This window comes from Rhizobium sp. IBUN, assembly GCF_000510625.1.
Taxonomy (GTDB): domain Bacteria; phylum Pseudomonadota; class Alphaproteobacteria; order Rhizobiales; family Rhizobiaceae; genus Rhizobium; species Rhizobium altiplani.
Window position 1 is genome coordinate 75,579 of sequence record NZ_AZNV01000002.1, and the last position, 19,773, is coordinate 95,351.

Annotated in this window: 17 protein-coding genes; 6 read left to right on the plus strand and 11 right to left on the minus strand. The window is 60.4% G+C overall.

Annotated elements, in window-relative coordinates; translation table 11 throughout:
- Positions 1 to 9: 9 nt before the first annotated feature.
- Positions 10 to 1,215: a 3-oxoadipyl-CoA thiolase gene (gene pcaF, locus RHIBUN_RS0102405; RefSeq protein ID WP_025658276.1), complete on the plus strand. Its 1,206-nt coding sequence runs from the start codon at positions 10 to 12 to the stop codon at positions 1,213 to 1,215.
- Positions 1,216 to 1,281: 66 nt separating this feature from the next.
- On the opposite strand, the gene RHIBUN_RS0102410 is transcribed toward pcaF, so the two are convergent.
- From RHIBUN_RS0102410 to RHIBUN_RS0102435, 5 genes are all read right to left on the minus strand, one after another.
- Complete coding sequence (locus RHIBUN_RS0102410; protein ID WP_025658277.1) at positions 1,282 to 2,076, minus strand: SDR family oxidoreductase; 795 nt, start codon at positions 2,074 to 2,076, stop codon at positions 1,282 to 1,284.
- A 94-nt stretch (positions 2,077 to 2,170) separates the two neighbouring features.
- Positions 2,171 to 2,902 carry a glutathione S-transferase gene (locus tag RHIBUN_RS0102415; RefSeq protein ID WP_025658278.1) on the minus strand — a complete coding sequence of 244 codons (732 nt, stop codon included), beginning with the start codon at positions 2,900 to 2,902 and terminating at the stop codon, positions 2,171 to 2,173.
- A 28-nt stretch (positions 2,903 to 2,930) separates the two neighbouring features.
- Positions 2,931 to 3,245, minus strand: a complete 315-nt coding sequence (locus RHIBUN_RS0102420) for a hypothetical protein (protein ID WP_025658279.1) — start codon at positions 3,243 to 3,245, stop codon at positions 2,931 to 2,933.
- Positions 3,246 to 3,359: 114 nt separating this feature from the next.
- Positions 3,360 to 3,533 carry a hypothetical protein gene (locus RHIBUN_RS36725; protein ID WP_198021124.1) on the minus strand — a complete coding sequence of 58 codons (174 nt, stop codon included), beginning with the start codon at positions 3,531 to 3,533 and terminating at the stop codon, positions 3,360 to 3,362.
- Between the two features lie 251 nt (positions 3,534 to 3,784).
- Positions 3,785 to 4,036, minus strand: coding sequence for a DUF2934 domain-containing protein (locus RHIBUN_RS0102435; RefSeq protein ID WP_025658280.1), 252 nt, complete (start codon positions 4,034 to 4,036; stop codon positions 3,785 to 3,787).
- Between the two features lie 246 nt (positions 4,037 to 4,282).
- Between RHIBUN_RS0102435 and RHIBUN_RS0102440 the strand changes: the two genes are divergently transcribed.
- The 3 genes from RHIBUN_RS0102440 to RHIBUN_RS0102450 all read left to right on the plus strand — a co-directional run bounded on the left by RHIBUN_RS0102440 (position 4,283) and on the right by RHIBUN_RS0102450 (position 7,887).
- On the plus strand, positions 4,283 to 5,746 hold the full coding sequence (locus RHIBUN_RS0102440) for a phospholipase D-like domain-containing protein (protein ID WP_025658281.1): 1,464 nt from the start codon (positions 4,283 to 4,285) through the stop codon (positions 5,744 to 5,746).
- Positions 5,747 to 5,840: 94 nt separating this feature from the next.
- Positions 5,841 to 6,671: an endonuclease/exonuclease/phosphatase family protein gene (locus RHIBUN_RS0102445; protein WP_025658282.1), complete on the plus strand. Its 831-nt coding sequence runs from the start codon at positions 5,841 to 5,843 to the stop codon at positions 6,669 to 6,671.
- A gap of 262 nt (positions 6,672 to 6,933) precedes the next feature.
- Positions 6,934 to 7,887 carry an alpha/beta hydrolase gene (locus RHIBUN_RS0102450; RefSeq protein ID WP_037214799.1) on the plus strand — a complete coding sequence of 318 codons (954 nt, stop codon included), beginning with the start codon at positions 6,934 to 6,936 and terminating at the stop codon, positions 7,885 to 7,887.
- A 14-nt stretch (positions 7,888 to 7,901) separates the two neighbouring features.
- Here RHIBUN_RS0102450 and RHIBUN_RS0102455 read toward each other — a convergent pair whose 3' ends face one another.
- The 5 genes from RHIBUN_RS0102455 to RHIBUN_RS0102480 all read right to left on the minus strand — a co-directional run bounded on the left by RHIBUN_RS0102455 (position 7,902) and on the right by RHIBUN_RS0102480 (position 13,365).
- Entirely contained in the window at positions 7,902 to 8,402 is a 501-nt protein-coding gene (locus RHIBUN_RS0102455; protein ID WP_025658284.1) for a mechanosensitive ion channel family protein, read from the minus strand.
- A gap of 89 nt (positions 8,403 to 8,491) precedes the next feature.
- Complete coding sequence (locus RHIBUN_RS0102460) at positions 8,492 to 9,643, minus strand: ABC transporter permease (RefSeq protein WP_025658285.1); 1,152 nt, start codon at positions 9,641 to 9,643, stop codon at positions 8,492 to 8,494.
- Entirely contained in the window at positions 9,640 to 10,857 is a 1,218-nt protein-coding gene (locus RHIBUN_RS0102465) for an ABC transporter permease (protein WP_025658286.1), read from the minus strand. Before RHIBUN_RS0102465 ends, RHIBUN_RS0102460 begins: the two co-directional genes overlap by 4 nt.
- Position 10,858: 1 nt before the next feature.
- Entirely contained in the window at positions 10,859 to 11,839 is a 981-nt protein-coding gene (locus RHIBUN_RS0102470; RefSeq protein ID WP_025658287.1) for an efflux RND transporter periplasmic adaptor subunit, read from the minus strand.
- 683 nt (positions 11,840 to 12,522) lie between these two features.
- Positions 12,523 to 13,365 carry a methyltransferase domain-containing protein gene (locus RHIBUN_RS0102480; RefSeq protein ID WP_025658289.1) on the minus strand — a complete coding sequence of 281 codons (843 nt, stop codon included), beginning with the start codon at positions 13,363 to 13,365 and terminating at the stop codon, positions 12,523 to 12,525.
- A gap of 129 nt (positions 13,366 to 13,494) precedes the next feature.
- Here RHIBUN_RS0102480 and RHIBUN_RS0102485 point away from each other — a divergent pair, with 129 nt between their 5' ends.
- Positions 13,495 to 15,510 (plus strand): transcriptional regulator, encoded by a 2,016-nt coding sequence (locus RHIBUN_RS0102485; RefSeq protein WP_037214726.1) that lies wholly within the window; start codon positions 13,495 to 13,497, stop codon positions 15,508 to 15,510.
- Between the two features lie 230 nt (positions 15,511 to 15,740).
- Here the strand turns inward: RHIBUN_RS0102485 and RHIBUN_RS0102490 are convergent, their stop codons facing one another.
- On the minus strand, positions 15,741 to 16,763 hold the full coding sequence (locus RHIBUN_RS0102490) for a LacI family DNA-binding transcriptional regulator (RefSeq protein WP_051420024.1): 1,023 nt from the start codon (positions 16,761 to 16,763) through the stop codon (positions 15,741 to 15,743).
- A 182-nt stretch (positions 16,764 to 16,945) separates the two neighbouring features.
- Between RHIBUN_RS0102490 and RHIBUN_RS0102495 the strand changes: the two genes are divergently transcribed.
- Entirely contained in the window at positions 16,946 to 19,714 is a 2,769-nt protein-coding gene (locus RHIBUN_RS0102495; RefSeq protein ID WP_025658292.1) for a glycoside hydrolase family 2, read from the plus strand.
- Positions 19,715 to 19,773 lie beyond the last annotated feature (59 nt).

A 19,773-nucleotide genomic window follows, 5' to 3' on the forward strand; every position in this document is an offset into this window, starting at 1 on the left:
AGAAGCCTGATGACCGAAGCCTATATCTGTGACTATATCCGCACCCCGATCGGGCGCTTCGGCGGTTCGCTGTCAGCGGTTCGCGCTGACGATCTCGGCGCCGTGCCGTTGAGGGCGCTGATTGAGCGCAACGGCAATGTCGACTGGGAAGCGGTTGACGATGTGATCTTCGGTTGCGCCAACCAGGCCGGCGAAGACAACCGCAATGTCGCTCGCATGTCCTCGCTGCTGGCGGGCCTGCCGGTCTCGGTGCCAGGTACGACCATCAATCGCCTCTGCGGTTCTGGCATGGACGCCATCATCGCGGCTGCCCGCGCCATCAGGGCAGGCGAAGCCGAACTGATGATTGCAGGCGGCGTCGAAAGCATGTCGCGCGCACCCTTTGTCATGCCGAAGGCGGAGACGGCATTCTCCCGCCGCGCCGAGATCTACGACACGACGATCGGCTGGCGTTTCATCAATCCTTTGATGAAGAAGCAATACGGCGTCGATTCCATGCCGGAGACCGGCGAGAACGTCGCCGAGGACTACAAGGTCTCGCGCCAGGATCAGGACGCCTTTGCGGTTCGAAGCCAGGCAAGGGCCGCGGCCGCGCAGGCCAATGGCCGGCTGGCAAAGGAAATCACCTCCGTCACCATCCCCCAGCGCAAGGGCGATCCTGTCGTCGTGGAGAAGGATGAGCATCCGCGCGCGACGACAATGGAAGCGCTTGCCAAGCTTGCCACACCCTTCAAGAAGGAGGGCGGGACAGTGACGGCAGGCAATGCCTCCGGTGTAAATGACGGCGCTGCCGCCCTGATCATTGCCAGCGAAGCTGCTGCCAGAAAGTATGGACTGACACCGATCGCCCGCATTCTCGGCGGAGCGGCTGCCGGCGTGCCGCCGCGCATCATGGGTATCGGCCCGGTCCCGGCATCGCGCAAACTGATGGCACGGCTTGGCATGACGCAGGATCAGTTCGACGTCATCGAACTTAACGAGGCATTCGCCTCGCAGGGTCTGGCGGTTCTGCGCGAACTCGGCGTAGCCGACGATGACGGCCGTGTGAACCGCAACGGCGGCGCCATCGCGCTTGGCCATCCGCTCGGCATGTCCGGCGCGCGCATCACCGGGACGGCTGCAATGGAACTGCGGGAAGCCAGTGGGCGCTACTCGCTGTCGACCATGTGCATCGGCGTCGGGCAGGGGATTGCCATCGCGCTCGAGCGCGTCTGATTTTCATCGCAGAACGAAAACGGCGTGGAGATCGTCCGCGCCGTTTTTCTTTGTGCAAGCCCACGCTTAGGGCATCAGCTGGCCGCCATTGACCTCGATGATCTGGCCGGTGATGTAGCCGGAAAGCGTCGGCGATGCCAGGAAGAGATAGGCGCCGACGCAATCCTCCGGTGTGCCGACGAAACCCATCGGAATGGATTTGCGTTGGAGCTCCATCTGTTCGTCGTTGGTGTAGCGCTCATGGAACGGCGTGGCGATGACGCCCGGCGCCACCGCGTTGACCCGAATGCGGTCGGGAACGAACTCCTTGGCATGGCCGCGCGTGATCGTCGAGACGAAACCCTTCGATGCCGCATAGAGCACGGCACCATTGCCGCCACCGTTGCGGGCGGCGATCGAGGTCGTGTTGATGATGAAGCCGCCCTGCTTCTTCAGCCATGGATGGGCAGCGCGCGTTGCAGCGAGAACCGAGCGGGCATTCAGATCCATGACCTTCATGTAGTGCTCGTCGGTATATTCGGCGGTTGGCTTGCGGCCGAGCATGCCGCCGGCATTGTTTACCAGCCCGTCGAGATGCCCGAAGGTTCTGGCCGTCTCTTCGACGACACGCTCCGTCTCGCCCTCCTTCGACACGTCGCCGTGAACGAGATGCACGGTTGCGCCGGCTGCCCTGATTTCGTCGGCAAGCGCTTCGGCGGGCTCCCGGCTCGCATTGTAATGAATGCCAACCTTCATGTCCTGCGCGGCAAAGGCGCGGGCGAGCGCTGCACCGATACCGGTCGAGGCGCCGGTGATCAGCACCGCCTTGCCGGCGAGGTCCGGGATTTTGATGGATGCAAGCAATTGAGCAAGATTTGCCATGGCAGCGATAGCCTCCGGGAATGTGACGGGATGGTTTGGGGCGAGTTGCAGGGAGCTTATCAGCCTCCCTCAACCCGGGGCAATGCCATATCCGCTATGGCACGAGATCAAGCTCCGGATAGTGCCGAAAAATTCCGTCCTCGTTGAAGGCAAGCCGGCGGTCCGACTGTAGGTAGGCGGTAATGTTCGGGCGCCTGGCGACGGCATCGTGCAACGCGATCAGCCCCGGATAGTCGGCCGCACAGGCATTCATCGCTTTTGGAAAGGCATATCGCAAGCCCTCGATGACCTGAAACAGCGACAAGTCGACATAGCTGAGAGCATCGCCAACGATATGGTGCGGCCCTCGAGGGTTCTGTTGCAGCACCTGCTCGAAGTAGCCGAGGAACTTTGGAATGCGCTCGCTGATAAAGGCGGCGGAGCGGGCTTTCGCCGCCTCCTTCTGATCCTCATAGTAAAGGGAGGTCGCAATCGGGTGGTGCGTATCGTGCACCTCCGCCACCAGGTCCGTGATGGTCAGTTGCAGTCCGTTGGCGACGCAGCGCAGTTTCTCATCTTCCGGCGAGAGGCCAAGTTTTGGGCCAAGATAGGAGAGAATATTGGCGACATGCGAGACGATGAACTCGCCGTCCTTCAGAAACGGCGGCGCAAAGGGAATGTGGGGCTGGCGCTTGCTCCTCATCAGGTCCAGCATCGCTCCGGTTCCCATCGCGGGCCCGGATTGCCTGGCGACATCGACATAGTCCGCCTGGGCTTCTTCCAGGGCCAGGCGGACAAACTCGCCGCGACCTTGAATGCCATCCCAATAGTACAGTTCATATGCCATGAGGCCCCTCCTGGTGGCTTGCTGGAGATCAGTGATGCGCGTGCTGCGCGTTGCGTTTGCGCGTCGCTGCTGCTTTCTTGGCCGAAGCCGAGCGCTCTGCTGCAGAACGCGCTGCGGAGGCGGCGGCGCCCTTGCGCCCACCCTTTTCCGATGCCTCGTGGGTATCTTGCTTGCCACGACCGGAGCCGGACTTGTTGCCGCCACCACTCTCCTTGTTGACCGTCGCCCAGGCCCGCCGTTCGGCCTCCTTGGTGGAAACGCCGCGGTCTTCGTAGCCTTCCTCGATATGTTCGGCTTTTCTTTTCTGCTTGTCCGTGTAAGCGGATTTGTCGCCTCTTGGCATGTCTGGCTCCTTTTCTGACAGAGCAAAGGGCAACCAACTGACGCTCGAAAAGTTCCAACGTTCTCGCAAACCCAAAGGGGCAGAAGCTGAAGGAAAGTGCGCCGACGAGGTCGCTTACTTGCGATAATATTTGCGCGACAACGCCATCATCTTCTCAAAGGCGGGAAAATGCACCGACATGGCAGAATGCGCATCCGGAAAGAACAGTGCAACGAGATTGTCGATCGCATAGACTAGGATCAGGGCGAGGGCCAGATAGGCTAACGCGGCAATGACAAGAGCGGTCATTTTACCCTCAAGGCGCGATGCGGAGGCAGCAATCCGCTACGACGAATCTATCAACTTCCAAATTCGATTTTGGTTCCAGCGCGGATTGTCGCCGCAGCATTTTTTCCGCGAGGTCGGCGTCATCCGCAGTCATGCTTATTCTTCCCGTGACGCACCTTTCGTTCCCATTGGAAATCAATAGGGCAGAAGCAATGCAATCATGTGACGAAGGGCGTCATGGTGATGCCCGTCGCAGAAATGGAAGCAAGCGATCAGGCCGATTTGCGGCCAGCTGTCTTTCTGGGGGCGGAGCCCTTTATGGCGCCATTTGCGTTGGAAGCAGAGGCGGTGCGTTTGCGCGTCTTCACTTCCTTGCCATCCGGGGATGCAGCAGACCCTTCGAGCGCTTGGCGTTCGGCACGGGCCTGTTCCCAATGTTTGAAATCTCGTCCCGTTGGACGCCCTTCCTCTTCCCAAAGCGCATAGGCACGCTTCCTGATCCACTCTTCGCGAGTTTCTGTCATCGCCGATCTCCAGTCAGTGAGGCCCGTGGTCTAACGCGATACTGGCCTCAGAGTTCCAGAGTAATCGTGCGGTTTCAAGCAATTTTTGACACACTGCAAAAATAAATCCCGCATCGCAGCATTCGGCTGCTAGGCAGTGCGTGCTTTTTGCTTGCCGACGACAGGTTTTGCGCCGGCGAGACCGCACGCTTCATGCCCATGAGTGCGCAATTGAACACTGCAGCTTTGTGTTTATAGTTCAACTCAATGTTTTATCTCATGTCGACCTACTGGCCGCATATTCTATTCGTTGTTTCGCTCGCCATGGGCGCCGCGGCAGCAATCCACGCGGCCATGACAAAGGAAGAGGTCCGCGCCGCAATCGGCTGGGTCGGGGTGATCATCCTCTCACCGATCGTCGGTGCTGTGCTCTATGCGATCGCCGGTATCAATCGAATCCGGCGCGCCTCGCTCAGCCTTCGGCGCGATGCGCTGATCCCCGACGCAGACCTCGATGAGCTTGAAAGCTTCGACGCCGACACGGATATCGTCATCAGCGGCTTTGGCCGGCGTTTCGCTGCCCTCCAGACACTCGGCGACCGCGTCGCCCGCGTTCCGCTCGCAACCGGCAACACGATCGACATGCTGGAAACCGGCGACGACTGCTATGGTGCGATGAAGGCGGCAATCGACAGTGCGGCCCGCAGTGTTCTGCTTGAGACCTACATCTTTGACCGCGACCCGATCGGATTGAGGATCGGCGATTCCCTTATTGCTGCAGTCAAGCGGGGCGTCGAGGTGCGCGTGCTGATCGATGCGGTCGGCGCCCGCTATTCGGTGCCGAGCATACTCGGATATCTTGCAGATGGCGGCGTCACGGTCTCGGTCTTCAACGGCAACGTTATCATGGGGTTGCGTTTGCCCTATGCGAACCTGCGCACCCACCGCAAGATCCTCATCGTCGATGGCCGCATCGCGCTGACCGGGGGCATGAACATCCGGGCAGGTTTTACCCGCGAAATAGCAGGGGAGGGCTTTGCGCGCGACACCCATTTCAGTGTTACCGGGCCGGTTGTTGCCGACCTCTTCAACGTTGCTGCCGAAGACTGGCGCTTCACCACGGGCGAGATCCTGCAAGGGGAAGCATGGCGAACCGCGATGCCCGAGCGCCAACCGGGGGATCCCGTCTTCATGCGCGTCGTGGCGTCCGGGCCCGACAGAAGCATCGAGACGAACCACAAGATGCTGATGGGTGCCTTCTCCATTGCGCGCAAATCGATCCGCATCATGTCGCCCTATTTCCTCCCGGACCGGGAGCTGATCAGCGCACTGGCGACCGCCGCACGACGTGGCGTCGAGGTTGATATCGTCGTTCCCTCCGTCAACAACCTCGTCCTGGTCGACCGGGCGATGACCGCGCAGTTCGACCAGATCCTCACCAGCTATTGCCGCATCTGGCGCTCGAGCGGGGCCTTCAGCCATTCCAAGCTGCTGTCGATCGACGGGGTCTGGTCCTATGTCGGATCATCCAATCTCGATCCGAGATCGCTGCGGCTGAATTTCGAGGTCGACCTGGAAGTACTGAATGAAGGTTTTGCCAACGAGATTGACGAGCATATCGACGAGGCCATCAAATCGGCGTCGCCGGTTACGTTGCAGGGGCTGCGTGCGCGACCTTTCGCTGTCCGGCTGCTTGAGAAGGTTCTTTGGCTCGGATCGCCTTATTTGTAGCGGATTTCTTCGGCCTAAAGGCGTGGCAAGTTTCAATAGCCGGCCTATACTCCGGATCAAACCACTTCGACCAACGGAGCGCGAGCAAACTCCGATGCATGCCAAAAAGGACAGTCTGCCCTCAAACATCCTCGCATCGATCCGCAATCGAAAAAAGCGACTGGATGCAGCACATTCGGAGAAGAAGCCGCGCTCGGACGGCACTTTGATTGCCTCTTACAACGTTCACAAATGTGTCGGCAATGATCGTCGTTTCGATCCGGAGCGCACCAGCCGGGTCATCCACGAAATCGATGCCGATGTGATTGCGCTTCAGGAAGCCGACACCCGGTTTGGCGAGCGTACCGGCATTCTCGATCTCGGCCGGCTGGAACGGGAGACCGGACTGATCCCGGTGCCGGTTAACGGCATGGCCAAGGCTCACGGCTGGCATGGCAATGTCGTGCTCTTCAAGCGTGGCCTCGTCCGTGACGTACACCAGATCAACCTCCCCGGGCTTGAGCCGCGCGGCGCGCTTGTCGCCGAACTCGATCTCGAACACGGCGGGGCCTTGCGCATCATCGCCGCCCATTTCGGCCTGCTTCGCCATTCGCGCGCACAGCAGGCCAAGATGCTGGTCGAACTGATGGCCGACAAGCGTGAAGTCCCGACCATCCTGCTCGGCGATCTCAATGAGTGGCGGCTTGGTGACCGCTCATCGCTGCACACGTTCCAATCCGCCTTTGGCCCGCAGCCGCTCGCCGTGCCGAGCTTTCCAGCACGACTTCCCGTTCTCGCGCTTGATCGCATCATGGCAAATCGCAAGGGGGTTGTGACAGCAGTCGAGACGCACGACACGCCGCTTGCCCGCATTGCCTCCGATCACCTGCCGGTAAAGGCCGTGGTCAATCTGAAGCGCGTGGAAGAACTCGCGGCCAAAGCCTAGCCGGCATACGACAGAGGCATTACTTTCACACGCCGAAAAGGGTCGCCTCCTAAACCAAGACGAGCTTGACAGGGCCCGTGGTCGTGGCAGGTTTCACCTGTCTCGACAGATGTCCTGAATCGGAGGTTTCGCGGTGCTTGTGATGGAGATTTTGCGGCGGCGGGTCGACATATCGCGCGGGCTTGCGTCCGCGGCGATCATGCGCTCAATAGCGGGATTGACCAAAACATGTCTGGTCGCAAGCCTTGCCGTCGCCTTCTCGATGTCGCCCACCAGCGCCGGGGATACGCCGGTCCAGACGCAGGTTTCGAAGGACCAGGTCCGCAAGCTCGTCGAAACATGGAAGCACTATTATGCGAAGGCCGACAGCCTTCGCGATCGGCGCAACGCGTTCGAAGACATGATGGAAGCCACCCCCGAGCCGACGCGCGTGCAAATCAGGCCGGTGGATGCCGATGGTGTCGAAGCGCAGCTCATCTGGCCAGCAAGGCTGCATCATCCGATCGGCAAGCGCGCCATTCTCTATATCCACGGCGGCGGCTTTTATGGCGGTTCGTTGCGCACGCACCGGGCAATCGCGGGCGCACTGGCAAAGGCGGCGTCCGCCGACGTGCTTCTCATCGACTACAGGCTTGCACCTGATAACCCCTATCCCGCACAAATCGACGACGCGCTGACAGCCTACCGGTGGCTGCTTGGTTCCGGCTATGAGGCCAGCAATGTCGTCGTCGTCGGCGAATCCGTCGGCGGAAACCTCGCGATCGAAGCCACGCTCAGGCAGATGCGGGTCAAGGGACCGTTGCCTGCGGCCGTCGTGGCGATGAGCCCCGTTACGGATCTGGCTGCAACAGGCGCATCGCTGACGGCCAACGCAAGTACCGATCCACTGATCGACGCCGCTCAACTCGATCTCATGCGCAAGGCTTATCTCGGAACACGCTCACCCACTGATCCGATGGTGTCGCCCCTCTATGGCGACCTGACCGGGTTTCCACCATTGCTTGTCCAGGTCGGTTCGGGCGAGGCATTGTTGGACGATACGCTAAGGCTGGCTGAAAAGGCCCGAAAGGTCGGAGTCGACGTCGAGACCGAAATCTGGCCTGGCATGATCCACCAGTGGCAACTCTTCCCGTTCTGGCTCGATGACGCAAGGCAGTCGAACCAGCGTGTTGCGGAATACGCGATCAAGCATTTCGCCGACAAACCGCGGCCATAGTCTTTACGGCATCGTCAAGACGTCGATGAGGTGGAGCCGAGAGAGTAGGGACGGCCGAGATTCATGGCGATACAGACGTCGTTCAGCGTGCTTTGCAATGCGAGACCGAGGATGATCGCGAACACGCCTGACGTGGCAATCAACGTGCCTACAGGAACGTTGAACACATAAGCGATAAGGGAAAGACCGGTTCCCAGATAGATGAGACTGACGACCAGATCCTGCAGGAGGCGCGCTTCCCGTGGCTTGCGTTCAAAAATGAGGAAAAGGCGCACCGAACTGATCAGCACCATCGCTCCGCCGATCCACCAGACGGCCTTGGCGAGCCCCATGAAAATCCGCCGTGATACATCTCCGGCCTGAGTGTCCGGCGCATAGGGCTGGATGCCGTGGTAAAGGAGCAGCGCCGTCAGGGCGACCAGGAATACGATGTGGGCAATCAGCCGCCAGACGGGATGCCCGCGACCAGCCGGCTGAGCAGCAGGCCAGAACGGCGAGAACGAAAAGCTGGACAATCGGATCGGTCCAAAAGGCGGTATTCATCGCTTCATCGTCCCATGTCGGACAAGTCCCGGCGCCGGACCCGGTCCTGGATTGAGCACTGTCATGACACGACCATCGACCGCCTGCTCCTGCCTTCGAGCAGGATCGCGATGGCTGTGTAAACGGCCGCCAGCGCCCACAGTATCAAGAAGGGTTGGCGAACATCCGGAATGGAGGCGCCCATCTGTGAGACAGCAACCATCCCGTTTATTGCCGAGGTGCTTGGCAGCAATGTTGCCACAGCATGCAGGAAGGGGGGAATTGCTTCTGTCGGCCAGGAAAAGCCCGCCAGAAACAAGAACGGTATCCCCAGGGCAGCCGACACCAGCTGCACGGTCAGCGGATCCCGAAACAGGCCGGCGAGCACCAGACCCAGAGCGCTGACGGCAAGCGCGAAGGGCAGAGCGAAGACGAATATTGGGAGCGGCGCTCCCAGGCGCGGAATATTGTATAGGTAGGGGAGCGCGATCAAATAGAATGACATGATGAAGGCTTCGAGGATCAGATAGGCGAGCAGCTTCCCGCCAACGACCGCGGCTGGGCCGGCCGTCACTGCGATTTCGGCGCTGAGCTCATCGTTTCTGTAGGTGCCGAGCAACCCGACACCAATCAAGAGTGTCTGTTGAAGGATCAGAACGAAGGCGGCGGGGAGAATGTAGGTTGCATAGCCGCCCTGAGGGTTGAAGAGCGTAACCGCGGTCAACGGCATCGGGTCGGCGGCGGCCGCCGCAAGCACGGGATCCACCCCGGCGGCAATGAGTCTTGCCGTCTCCACTTCGGCGCCCATGCTACGCGCGACGGCGGTCACGCCGCCGGACAGGCGCTGATAGATCAGAAAGTAGCTGGCATCGGCATAGAGCGCGACCGGTGATTGGCGATGGTGAAGCAGATCCCGCTCGAAAAACTGAGGGATGATAAGCACGCCGTGGAGGTTGCGTCGATAAACATCTTGCGTTGCGCTGGCCTGATCGGGAAAGGCCGCCCGCACCGCGACGTCGGCTGAGGCGTCGACGCGCCGAGCAAGTTCACGGCTGCTATCTGTCCCGTCTAGATCGACGACCGCGATCGGCACATCCCGCAATGCTTCCGTGCGGTAAGGCTGAGGATAAAACCCCGCGTAAATGACGGACGCGACGATGAGGACCGCAAAAGCCGGCTTCAGCGAGAAAATACGCGCCACTTCAATACGGCAGACTGTCAGAATCGCCCTCATTCCGAGGCTCCTTCGACTGTCGTCTGCTGGATGGGAAGAGGCCGGCGACGTGCGCGGATGACCTCCAGCCTGAGGGCGGTAAGGCTCGCGAACAGCAACACCATGAAAAGAAGGGCGGCAATCGGCGTCCAGGAGAGATAGATCGGCGTCCCTCTTATGGTTTGGTCAATGCGTGCCATCAGATACCAGGTACCCGGGATCATCTGCCCCCAGTGATAGGCGAAAGCATTCATGCCGATCCTTGGAAACCCGATCCCCATGAAACCGAAGGCCGGCGCCATCAGCAAAGTACCGATGCTGATGGCGCTGGCCATCGGTCGAAGCAGCAAGGCAAGCAGCACGCCGATGAACTGGTCGGCGAGAATGAAGAGGATGCCAGCCAGGATCAGCAGATAGCGATTGCCGCGCAAGGGCATGTCGAGGACGCCGAAAAGGACCCAGTCCGCGATGCCGAGGACGACCAGGAAAAGCAAGGTGTAGGGCAAGATCTTGCCAGCCATCGCCGGCCATAACCCGCCGCCCAAACGCCTCAGTACGCGGAGACGATGGGAGGTCTCGACATCGAGCCCCACGGCATAAGCCATTGTCGTGACGACGATGACCTGCAGGACGCTCGGCAGCAAAGCTGCAAGCAGAAAATGCGCATAGTTAAGCGTCGGGTTGAACAGCGGGTTGACCTGGACAGGGATCGGCGCCAGTGCGGCCTGCGCCGCTTCGAGCGGTTGTCCCTCCGCCGTGCGCAGCGACAGGCGAATGCCTGCAGCAACTGCCGGCACGGCTGAATTGACGCCACGCAATACGAGATTGCCTGATGTCATTGTTTGCGTGTTGTAGAAGAAGGCAACTTCCGGCCGGCGACCACCATAGACGTCGCGCTCGAGGTTTCGAGGGAGCATCAACAGACCGCGTACGTCGCCCGACAGGATCAACTGCCGGCCTTCGGCAAGATCGCTCACGCGACGTGTAACGGCCGTATCCGGCGTCGCATCGACCGTGCGGACGATTGTCCTCGAGAGGTCCGTGCCGTCCAGATCGAGTACCGCGATGGGCAGCCGCGTGGCAAGCCCGGCGCTGAAAACGACGGCAAGCACTCCCATCAGCAACAGTGGCAGGACGGTGGTCAGCAACAACAGCAGCCGGCGCCGGGAAAACCGGTCAAATTCCCTTCTGAAGACAACAAGGAAGCCGGGGCGCAGCCGCCCCTTCGCCATCATGTCAGTGCCCCGCGGGTGGCCATGACGCGATCGCACTCATGCCGGGACGCAAGCCCTGTACGGGATTGACCGGGTTCGCCCGCACCTCGAAGGTGCGAAGGTCGAAATCGCCGGTCGCTCGCGTGGCTCGCCAGGTCGCATACTGGCCCTGTGCATTGATCGTCGTGACCTTGACGGGGATCTTTGCGTCACCCATGGCCGGCACGGTTACATCGAATCCATCGCCGACCTTCATGCCCTTCAACAGGTCCTCACGCAGATTGAATGTGAACCATGGGTTCTCGAGGTCGATCAGCGAAAATAGCGGAGCGCCCGCAGAGAAATTCTCACCGAGTTCGGCCACGCGCGTCGTCACCTGGCCGGAAATCGGCGCATGGATCGTCAACTCCGAAATGTCGACCTGCTGCTGCTTGAGCGACGATCTTGCCCGCTCCACCTGGGTTGCTGCGAGTGCCTTTTCCTCCTTGCTGGCTCCCGCGACCGCCAGGTCGAGATTGGCTTCAGCCGACTCGCGCTTGCGGATGGCGGCTTCGAGGTTACGCGTCGTTTCGTCCACGCGCGATTGCGTAGAGGCGCCTGTCGTGATCAGCTTTGCCTGACGATCGAAATCCTCCTGGTACAGGGTGACGTCGGCAGCGGCCGCGGCCAGTTCGGCCTTCCGGGCGGCAATCGTTTCAGGACGGGTGCTGTTAACGCGGACAAGATCTGCTTCGGCGACGGCAAGAGCCGCCTCGGCCATATGAAGTGCCGCGACGAGCTGTGGGCTCTCGAGTGCCGCGATTACCGCGCCGCCCTGGACATTATCACCGACATCGGCATCGAGTTTTGCAATCCGGCCGGAAACACGCGGGCTGATATCAACCCGATTGGCCGATACTTCACCTTGAACGATAAGTGGCGGCGGTTTCGTCGCAAACCAGAGAAGCGCTGCAAGCCCGATAACAACAGCGATGCCAAACAGAACGCGAGCCAATCGCCACATTCAATCCGTTCTCCCCAAAACACGGGTATGCCGGGACGCTTTTGCCGATGCGTATCGGGGCGACCCGTCTCCGGTAGTCGTTGCTTCATGCAGCCTAGCAGACGAAAATCACAAATGCACCATGGGGAGATCGCGCCGCCGCCAGGACGACGCTCTCGATCGTTCACAGAGAGCACCGGAATGCGCGGGCGTCAGGTTTGACATCAGCCAGCAGAAAAAAGACCGCAGCGATGCAGTTCAGGGCGACGTGGCCACACGAGGATCCTCCGCAAGGACACGAGCCTCCAGAATGGAAACGCCATAGGCAGCCATGAGCCACAGACACAAGGCGACACAACGAGGCACAGGCTTCTCTCCAGAGGCAAGCTGGCTTCTGGTTCGTTCGTCAATGCCAAGCAGTTCCTGAATGTCGCTTGCCGACATTCTTGCGACCACCACGGCCGCGCTAAACTCAGACGGTGTCATGTTGCCCCCAGGCGCGATTTCAAACGCGCGAAATCCTGGTTGAGTCTCCTCTCCAATCAGGGGCAGTCTTGCCAGCAGCCGGGCTTTCGTTTCCAAGATCAGAGCGTTGTTCCAACTCCAAGCGGGCGGCATCGCCTGGCTCGAAAACAACACGCTCGACCTGACGGCCGAGCATCGGGATTTAAAGCCCATGCCCGGCTAGTGTCGGAAGCCTGTGTTCAGAGCCTCGTGACGATGACCTCCAAATATTCGCTTGGCACGACCACAGTGCCGTCATCGGCGCGATTGAAGCGTTCCATGAGCGCCAAAAGGTCGTCGGTCAGTGTATCTCGCGCCGCCGGGTCAAGGGCGGCGAATGTTTTCAGCACGGGACCATAATAGGTCCGGAAGACCTCGAGCCAATGGTCCGGTGACTTGTAGCGGAACACGAACTGCCTGGGCGTCGCCGCGATCGACGCGACCGCTTTCGGGAACAATTCGTCAAGCCGTGCCCGCGAGCCCCAGAGCGCCGGCGAGCGAGCACCTGCCGGAGGCGGCACATGCTTGCCGATCGTCTTGAACATCTGCCCGATGAAACCGTCAGGGGTCCAGTTCGCAAGGCCAACCGAGCCGCCGCTTTTGCAGACCCGAATGAGTTCGGATGCAGCGCGCTCCTGGTCGGGCGTGAACATCACCCCGAAAATCGACAGCACATTGTCGAAGGACTGATCGGCAAACGGCAGATGTTCCGCATCGGCCTCCTGGAAGACGATCGGCAGCCTATCGGCTTTTGCGCGCTCCTTGCCGCGTTCGAGCAGCGCCGAGACGTAATCGGTTGCCGTGACCTCGCACCAGCGTCGGGCTGCGGCAAGCGCGCCGTTGCCGTTGCCGGCCGCAACGTCAAGCACCTTCGAACCGGCGCGCAGATCGAGCGCTTCGCAGAGGCTTTCCCCGACAATCTGCAAAGTCGTCCCAACGATTGCGTAGTCGCCCGAGGACCATGCACTTTGTTGCCTGGCCTTGAGCACGCTGAAATCGACGGCGGGCTGAGGATTACTGGCGACGGCCGCAGATGTGGACATTGTTTTCTCCTTGGGTCAGATTGATCAGCCTCATGGTGCGTCTATGGCAACCGTGGTTGGGCACGTGTCGTGCCGCGGTCTCTGGCTTAGACAGGGATAGTGGGGGTCGGCGTGGCAGCTGGCGTGGGAATGAGCGTGGAATCGGGCGGCGGGGACTTAAATCAACCCGGAGGCCCGCTCGAGATCCGACTGCTCGGCCCGATGGCGATCCGGCGAGAGGGCGTCGATCTGAAGCTCCCCGGCTCCCGGAAGGTGCGATCTCTTCTGGCCTACCTTGCGCTTTCACCGAGGCCCTGCGGCAGGGCGCAGCTTTGCGATCTGTTGTGGGATATCCCTGACGATCCGCGCGGCGAGTTGCGATGGTGCTTGAGCAAGATTCGCACGCTGATCGGGGAACAACGCGTCATCACGAAGGGCGACACCATCAGACTGGATCTGTCGGACTGCTTTATCGATGCGATCGAGGCGACTGCGGCTTATCAGCATGGATTCAAGACGCAGTCACTCAGCCAGTTGCGGTCCGTGGCAGCCCTGTTTGCCGGGGACTTTCACGAAGGATCGAGCGTCGAGCGTAGCCCGGCATTCGAAACATGGCTGCTGTCGCAACGTCGTCGGCTGCGCGACATCAATGCAGCCCTTCTCGAGCATATGGTGCAGCGTTTCCCGCCCGAAGAGGCACAAACCTATCTCGATCGCTGGATCCAGCTTGCGCCCTTCGACCTTCGCCCGCACGAATTGCTATTGATGTCCCTTGCCAAGGCGGGTCGTTTTCGGGAAGGCGAGGAGCATCTGGAAGCGACCGCGAAGCTGTTTGATGCCGAGGGTATCAACGAGCGATCCTTGCGCGACGCCTGGCAGACGGCCAGAACCCAGACAGACGAAACCTTCCGGCAGCAGCGCCCAGGCGCCAGCGTTGTGGCTGCATCGTCTCCGCTCGAAACCGAAAGCTTGCTCAAGGAGCCGCGGCGCGCATCGATTGCGATCATGCCGTTCAATGAGCTGTCGGCCGTGGCCGTTCCCGGCGGGCCGTCCGATGCATTGGCATACGACATTATCACACGGCTCGCGAAGCTGCGCTCTTTCCATGTAATCGCGCAGGGCACGATGTTTGCGCTGAGGGACCGGCACCACACGGTTGACGAGACAGCACGGCTGCTCGGCGTCGACTACGTCGTCGACGGATCGTTTCAGCGCGTCGGCGACCGCATTATCCTTCGCGTCGAGTTGACAGAGGCAAGAACAGCGCGCATCGCCTGGACGGAGGTCTTCGAGCGCCCTGTGGCCGATACCTTCCTCCTCCTTGAGGAAATCGGCAGCAGGATCGTCGTCTCGATCGAGCGCGAAGTCGAAACGATCGAGAGCAATCGTGCCCTCCTGAAGGCGCCGAACTCTCTCGACGCCTGGGAGGCCCACCACCGGGGGCTCTGGCACATGTATCGCTTTACCAAGAGCGACAACGAGCAAGCCCAGCGCTTCTTCGAAAGGGCGATTGGCCTCGACCCGACGTTTGCCCGTGCGCATGCGGGGCTTTCCTTCACCCATTTCCAGAGTGCCTTCCAGCATTGGGCGGATCGCGACGCCGAGGCCGAGCTTGCCTATCGAGCAGCGAGCCAGAGCATGATGGTCGATGATCGCGACCCGACGGCACATCTCGCCATGGGCCGGGCGCTATGGTTGAGAGCGTTGCACGATCAGTCCGTCAGCGAGCTGCAACAGGCGGTCGAACTGAGCCCCAGTTTCGCGATCGCGCATTACTCCCTCGCTTTCGTTCAATCCCAGTCCGGTGATCCGGGCGCCGCGATCCTGGCGGCCGATCACTCCCGCGCTCTCAGTCCTTTCGACCCGCTGCTCTTCGGCATGCTTGCAAGCCGCGCCCTGGCTCTCGTGCGCCTCGGAAGCTTCGCGGATGCCGCGGACTGGGGCGTCAAGGCCGCCGCCCGTCCGAATGCTCACGCTCATATTCTGGCGATCGCCGCACTTTGCCTGTCGATCGCGGGACGGCTGAGTGAGGGGAAGTCTTACCTCGCCATGATACACGATCGGTACCCCGCCTATCGGCTGAACGATTTCATCTCGGCATTCCATTTGCCGCCGACTGACCAGGCGCTGTTCCGCCAGGGAGCCCAGCGCCTCGGCTTTGAGTAAGCGGTCCGGGGAACCCACCAGATCACCTGCCGCCGCCCGGCATCGACGATGCGTGAGTTTCAAGCTTGCTGAACGCTGACAAACGAACCACTTCAGGAAAATCACGGGGCGCGCGCACGCGCCAGGGCGCGCGACATCCCGCGATTCCTGATCGACATGATCCGTTTCACGGTGGACCGACAATGATCCTCTTCCAAGGTCAAAAACGACGGGGCATTGTATCAACCGCATCAAGACTGAGGGGCTGCGATCGAACCGCGTTCAACGAATGGGCACTCGAGCTTGATCTTCTGGGTGGTTCGGTGGGATGAAATACCCTCGTTGTGGTCAAGGAGGGCGCCGACGGCCCATCGCGCCATTTCGTCATGGGGCAACAGCACCGTTGAAAGTGGTGGCACCATGTAGGAGGCCAGATCCTCATCGTCGAATCCCACCACGGAGATGTCTTCGGGCACACGCAGGCCGCGGCTTTTGATGGCATCATATGCGCCGACGGCCATTCGGTCATTGAAGCAGAAGATGGCAGTCGGCGGGTCTTTCCGATCAAGCAATTTGAGGGTCAGTTCGCGGCCGCCATTGACGGTCCATCCTCCCATCAATACCAGGTCTTCGTCGACGGGCACATCCCATGTGGTCAGCGCTTGCCGGTATCCCTTTTCGCGATCCCTGGCAGCTTCAATCCAGTCCTCGCCCTTCAGGTGAGCGATCCTTCGATGACCCGCCTTCAGCAGCGCCTCGGTCGCCGCATGCCCGCCGGCGATATCGCCGGGAACGACCGAGGGATGACGCCGATGCTTCTCATAGCAATTCACGAGAACTGTGGGGATGTCGTTCAGCCGTTCCGGAACAACGATCTGTCGGGTCGTCAGGGTGGTATAAAGAATGCCGATAACGTTCAATTCCTGAAGCAGATCGAGAGCCGCGCTCTCGATCTTGGGATCGGAGCGCGTGCAGAAGGTTGCGATCAGGATATCCTGCAGGGCCGCTTCATCGCGCGCGCCCTCGATGAAGGGCATGGCAAACGGTGTTGTGCTGACTTCATCGAGCAGCAGCCCGATAACGGGTCGCCGATGCTCGGGAACATTGTGTCGAGGGCCCTTGCGATAACCAAGGGCTTCGGCCGCTTCCACGACGCGCGATCGGGTCACCTCTGAAACGCGGGGATTGCTGACCCCGTTCAATACCAGCGACACCGTTGCCTGTGAGACGCCTGCACGCTGTGCAACGTCAACCATGGTTGCACGCTTGGTCAATGCTTGTCCCACTTCATCGATCGGCCCATCCCATTCATCAAATTATAGAAAACCCAGTTTTCCGACAACCGTCCACTGTGGCTTTTGCGGGTCCCGAATTTTCCGGCTTGCCAGGTAGTTATATTCTCTGTACCCATAACTAATAATATAACTAATAACATAATTCGCAAGGGAGAGAGTACATGACCGCCCCTGTCACGCCCGCTTTGCCGCTATCCCAGGACGCGCGCAAGCGAATGACACTCGACGGCCTCTGGCAGTTCAAATTCGAAGGGGATGCCGACTGGCGCTCGATTTCCGTTCCATCCGTTTGGCAATCCGAATTTGCCGATCTTCGCGACGCGTTCGGCACTGCAAGCTACCGTCGACAGTTCTTCCTGCCGAAAGAATGGGCAGAACGCGACATCTCCCTTCACTTCGGCGCGGTGAACTATTTTGCTGAAGTCTCGGTCAATGGTCAGCCTATCGGCAACCACGAAGGGGGCTACCTTCCGTTCTCGTTGACGATTCCGAACAGCATCCTCAAACCGGAAAATGAGATCGAGGTCTCGGTTACGCTTCCGAGCGCCGACGCGACCAGGTACCCGCAGTTTCCCTTTGCGGAAATTCCGCATGGCAAGCAAAGCTGGTACGGCCCTCTCGGCGGCATATGGCAATCGGTGACGCTGGAGGCGCGTGATACCAGCCACATCAAGCATGCCGATGTAAGGGCAGACCTTTCCTCTGGTGCCGTTCGCTTCGATCTGGACCTTTCCGCATCCGCGGCAGACGCTGAGGTGCGCGTCGCTGTCTACGGGCCGGACGGAGCCCTGGAGGCCGCGGCAAAGGGATCTGGTCGCACCTTGAGCGTCGTTGTTGGCGAGGTGAAGTCCTGGTCGCCTGATGCACCGCAGCTTTACCGTGCCGACATCAGTCTTTCGGTCGCAGACGCAATCGTCGATGCGACTTCGGTTACATTCGGGTTTCGCACCATCGAGACCAGGGGCGGCCAGCTCTTCCTCAACGGTGCTCCGCTCTACATGCGTGCCGCACTTGATCAGGACTACTATCCCGAAGGCATCTGCACGCCGCCTTCGCTTGAGTTCCTCGAGGACCAGGCGCGCAAGGCCAAGGCACTTGGGTTGAATACGCTGCGCATCCACATCAAGGTTCCCGACCCGCGCTACTACGATGTGGCGGACCGTATCGGTCTTTTGATCTGGACCGAAATTCCGAACGTCCAGACCTTCAGCGATGCCTCGGCCAGGCGAATGCGCGAGACCATGCAGGGAATCGTCAGGCGCGATGGCCATCACCCGTCGATCATCGCCTGGACGATCATCAATGAGGATTGGGGAACCCGTATCGTCGAGAACGCCGATCATCGCCAGTGGCTCGCCGAGACCTACGACTGGTTGAAGACGCTCGACCCGAGCCGTCTTGTTTCGGACAATTCCGCCTGCTTCCCGAACTTCCACGTGAAGTCGGACCTCAATGACTACCACTACTACCGCTCCATTCCGGAACGACGCGAAGAGTGGGACGACATCACCAGGCAATTCGCCGAGGGCGCAGCGTGGACCTATTCTGGTCTTGGCGATGCGCAGTGGCGAGGCGAAGAGCCTCTCATCGTCTCCGAGTTTGGCGTGTGGGGCTTGCCCGATCCCTCGAAACTCCTTCTGCAAGATGGTTCCGAGCCCTTCTGGATGGAAACCGGTGCGACATGGGGTGATGGCGTCGCCTATCCGCATGGCGTTCAAAAGCGCTTCCGCGCGCTCCATCTGGACACAGTCTTCAAGGACTTCGGATTGTTCATCGAGGCTGCGCAATGGTACCAGTTCGCGAACCTCAAATATGAAATCGAGGTGATGCGCGCCCATCCCAAGATCGTCGGCTACGTCATCACCGAATTCACGGACGTTCATTGGGAGGCAAACGGCCTTCTCGACATCAACAGAAATCCGCGTGTCTTCCACGACGACTTCGCGAGCATCAATAGCGACATCGTCGTGATCGCCCGCCCGAATGCCTGGTCTGCCTACGCCGGCGAACTGCTGGAGGTGGATCTCTCGGTGGCGACCGGTGGCGCGTCCATTCCTGATGGCGCAACGATCCGCTGGAGCTACGGGCAGGACGGCGAGCGGGCACTGCCAGCAACGGGTGCCAACGCGGTGGCAAGCGTCGGCATCGTGCAGATGCAAATGCCGGAAACCGACGTCAATCGCATGCTTCGCATCGAAGTTGAGGTCATGTCCAGCGGACGGCGGCTTGCGACCAATGTTCTCGATATCGCGCTGTACGCAAAACGCAGCCGAGCCAACCTGCCAAGCATCGCTTCGAAGGATCCGGCGCTTCGCGCTTTTGCAGAGACACTGGGCTATCCGGTCTCCGAGCCTGATAAAGCGGAGGTCAATCTGGCGCATGCCCTTGATGAGAGCGACATTGAGGCAATGCGCCACGGGGCACGCTATCTTGTGATCGCCGATGGCAGCATTCCCACGCACCGCAATCTGCGCAAGGACATTCCCGAAGGCGAAAAGCTCTATCGCGAGATGACGATCGATGAACGGGATATGCCTGTTGGTATCGACCAGCAGCTTCCAGGAATCGGACTGATCGCACGTGAAGGTACGCTGTGGCGTGGCGACTGGATTGCCAACTTCAGCTGGATCAGACGTAAAGGTGCGTTTGCTTTATTGCCGGGTGGTCCGTTGCTCGACCTGTCCTTCGAGAAGGTTGTTCCACATCATGTCATGACGGGCTTCCGCACCTTCGAGTATGCCGGACCGGTCCACGGCGGGCTGGTCATCGGTTGGGTTCACAAACCGGCGGTCACCATCGCTGAACGACGTGTCGGGCGCGGCAATCTCGTTGCAACGACCTTCCGGCTGACGAACGGCCCGGCCGGTACCGATCCGGTCGCTGCCGCCTTGTTCGATGCCATGATCGCGACGGTCAATCAGAGCAAATGAACGACCTGAGGCGGGCGCGGAAAACGGCGCTCGGCCTCAAGCGGCAGGCTCTGGAACTC

Bases quoted from the DNA above. Each gene is read 5' to 3' on its own strand.
- pcaF (WP_025658276.1), top strand. From the start codon at position 10: ATGACCGAAGCCTATATCTGTGACTATATCCGCACCCCGATCGGGCGC.
- RHIBUN_RS0102410 (WP_025658277.1), bottom strand. From the start codon at position 2,076: ATGGCAAATCTTGCTCAATTGCTTGCATCCATCAAAATCCCGGACCTC.
- RHIBUN_RS0102415 (WP_025658278.1), bottom strand. From the start codon at position 2,902: ATGGCATATGAACTGTACTATTGGGATGGCATTCAAGGTCGCGGCGAG.
- RHIBUN_RS0102420 (WP_025658279.1), bottom strand. From the start codon at position 3,245: ATGCCAAGAGGCGACAAATCCGCTTACACGGACAAGCAGAAAAGAAAA.
- RHIBUN_RS36725 (WP_198021124.1), bottom strand. From the start codon at position 3,533: ATGACCGCTCTTGTCATTGCCGCGTTAGCCTATCTGGCCCTCGCCCTG.
- RHIBUN_RS0102435 (WP_025658280.1), bottom strand. From the start codon at position 4,036: ATGACAGAAACTCGCGAAGAGTGGATCAGGAAGCGTGCCTATGCGCTT.
- RHIBUN_RS0102440 (WP_025658281.1), top strand. From the start codon at position 4,283: ATGTTTTATCTCATGTCGACCTACTGGCCGCATATTCTATTCGTTGTT.
- RHIBUN_RS0102445 (WP_025658282.1), top strand. From the start codon at position 5,841: ATGCATGCCAAAAAGGACAGTCTGCCCTCAAACATCCTCGCATCGATC.
- RHIBUN_RS0102450 (WP_037214799.1), top strand. From the start codon at position 6,934: ATGTCGCCCACCAGCGCCGGGGATACGCCGGTCCAGACGCAGGTTTCG.
- RHIBUN_RS0102460 (WP_025658285.1), bottom strand. From the start codon at position 9,643: ATGAGGGCGATTCTGACAGTCTGCCGTATTGAAGTGGCGCGTATTTTC.
- RHIBUN_RS0102465 (WP_025658286.1), bottom strand. From the start codon at position 10,857: ATGATGGCGAAGGGGCGGCTGCGCCCCGGCTTCCTTGTTGTCTTCAGA.
- RHIBUN_RS0102470 (WP_025658287.1), bottom strand. From the start codon at position 11,839: ATGTGGCGATTGGCTCGCGTTCTGTTTGGCATCGCTGTTGTTATCGGG.
- RHIBUN_RS0102480 (WP_025658289.1), bottom strand. From the start codon at position 13,365: ATGTCCACATCTGCGGCCGTCGCCAGTAATCCTCAGCCCGCCGTCGAT.
- RHIBUN_RS0102485 (WP_037214726.1), top strand. From the start codon at position 13,495: ATGAGCGTGGAATCGGGCGGCGGGGACTTAAATCAACCCGGAGGCCCG.
- RHIBUN_RS0102495 (WP_025658292.1), top strand. From the start codon at position 16,946: ATGACCGCCCCTGTCACGCCCGCTTTGCCGCTATCCCAGGACGCGCGC.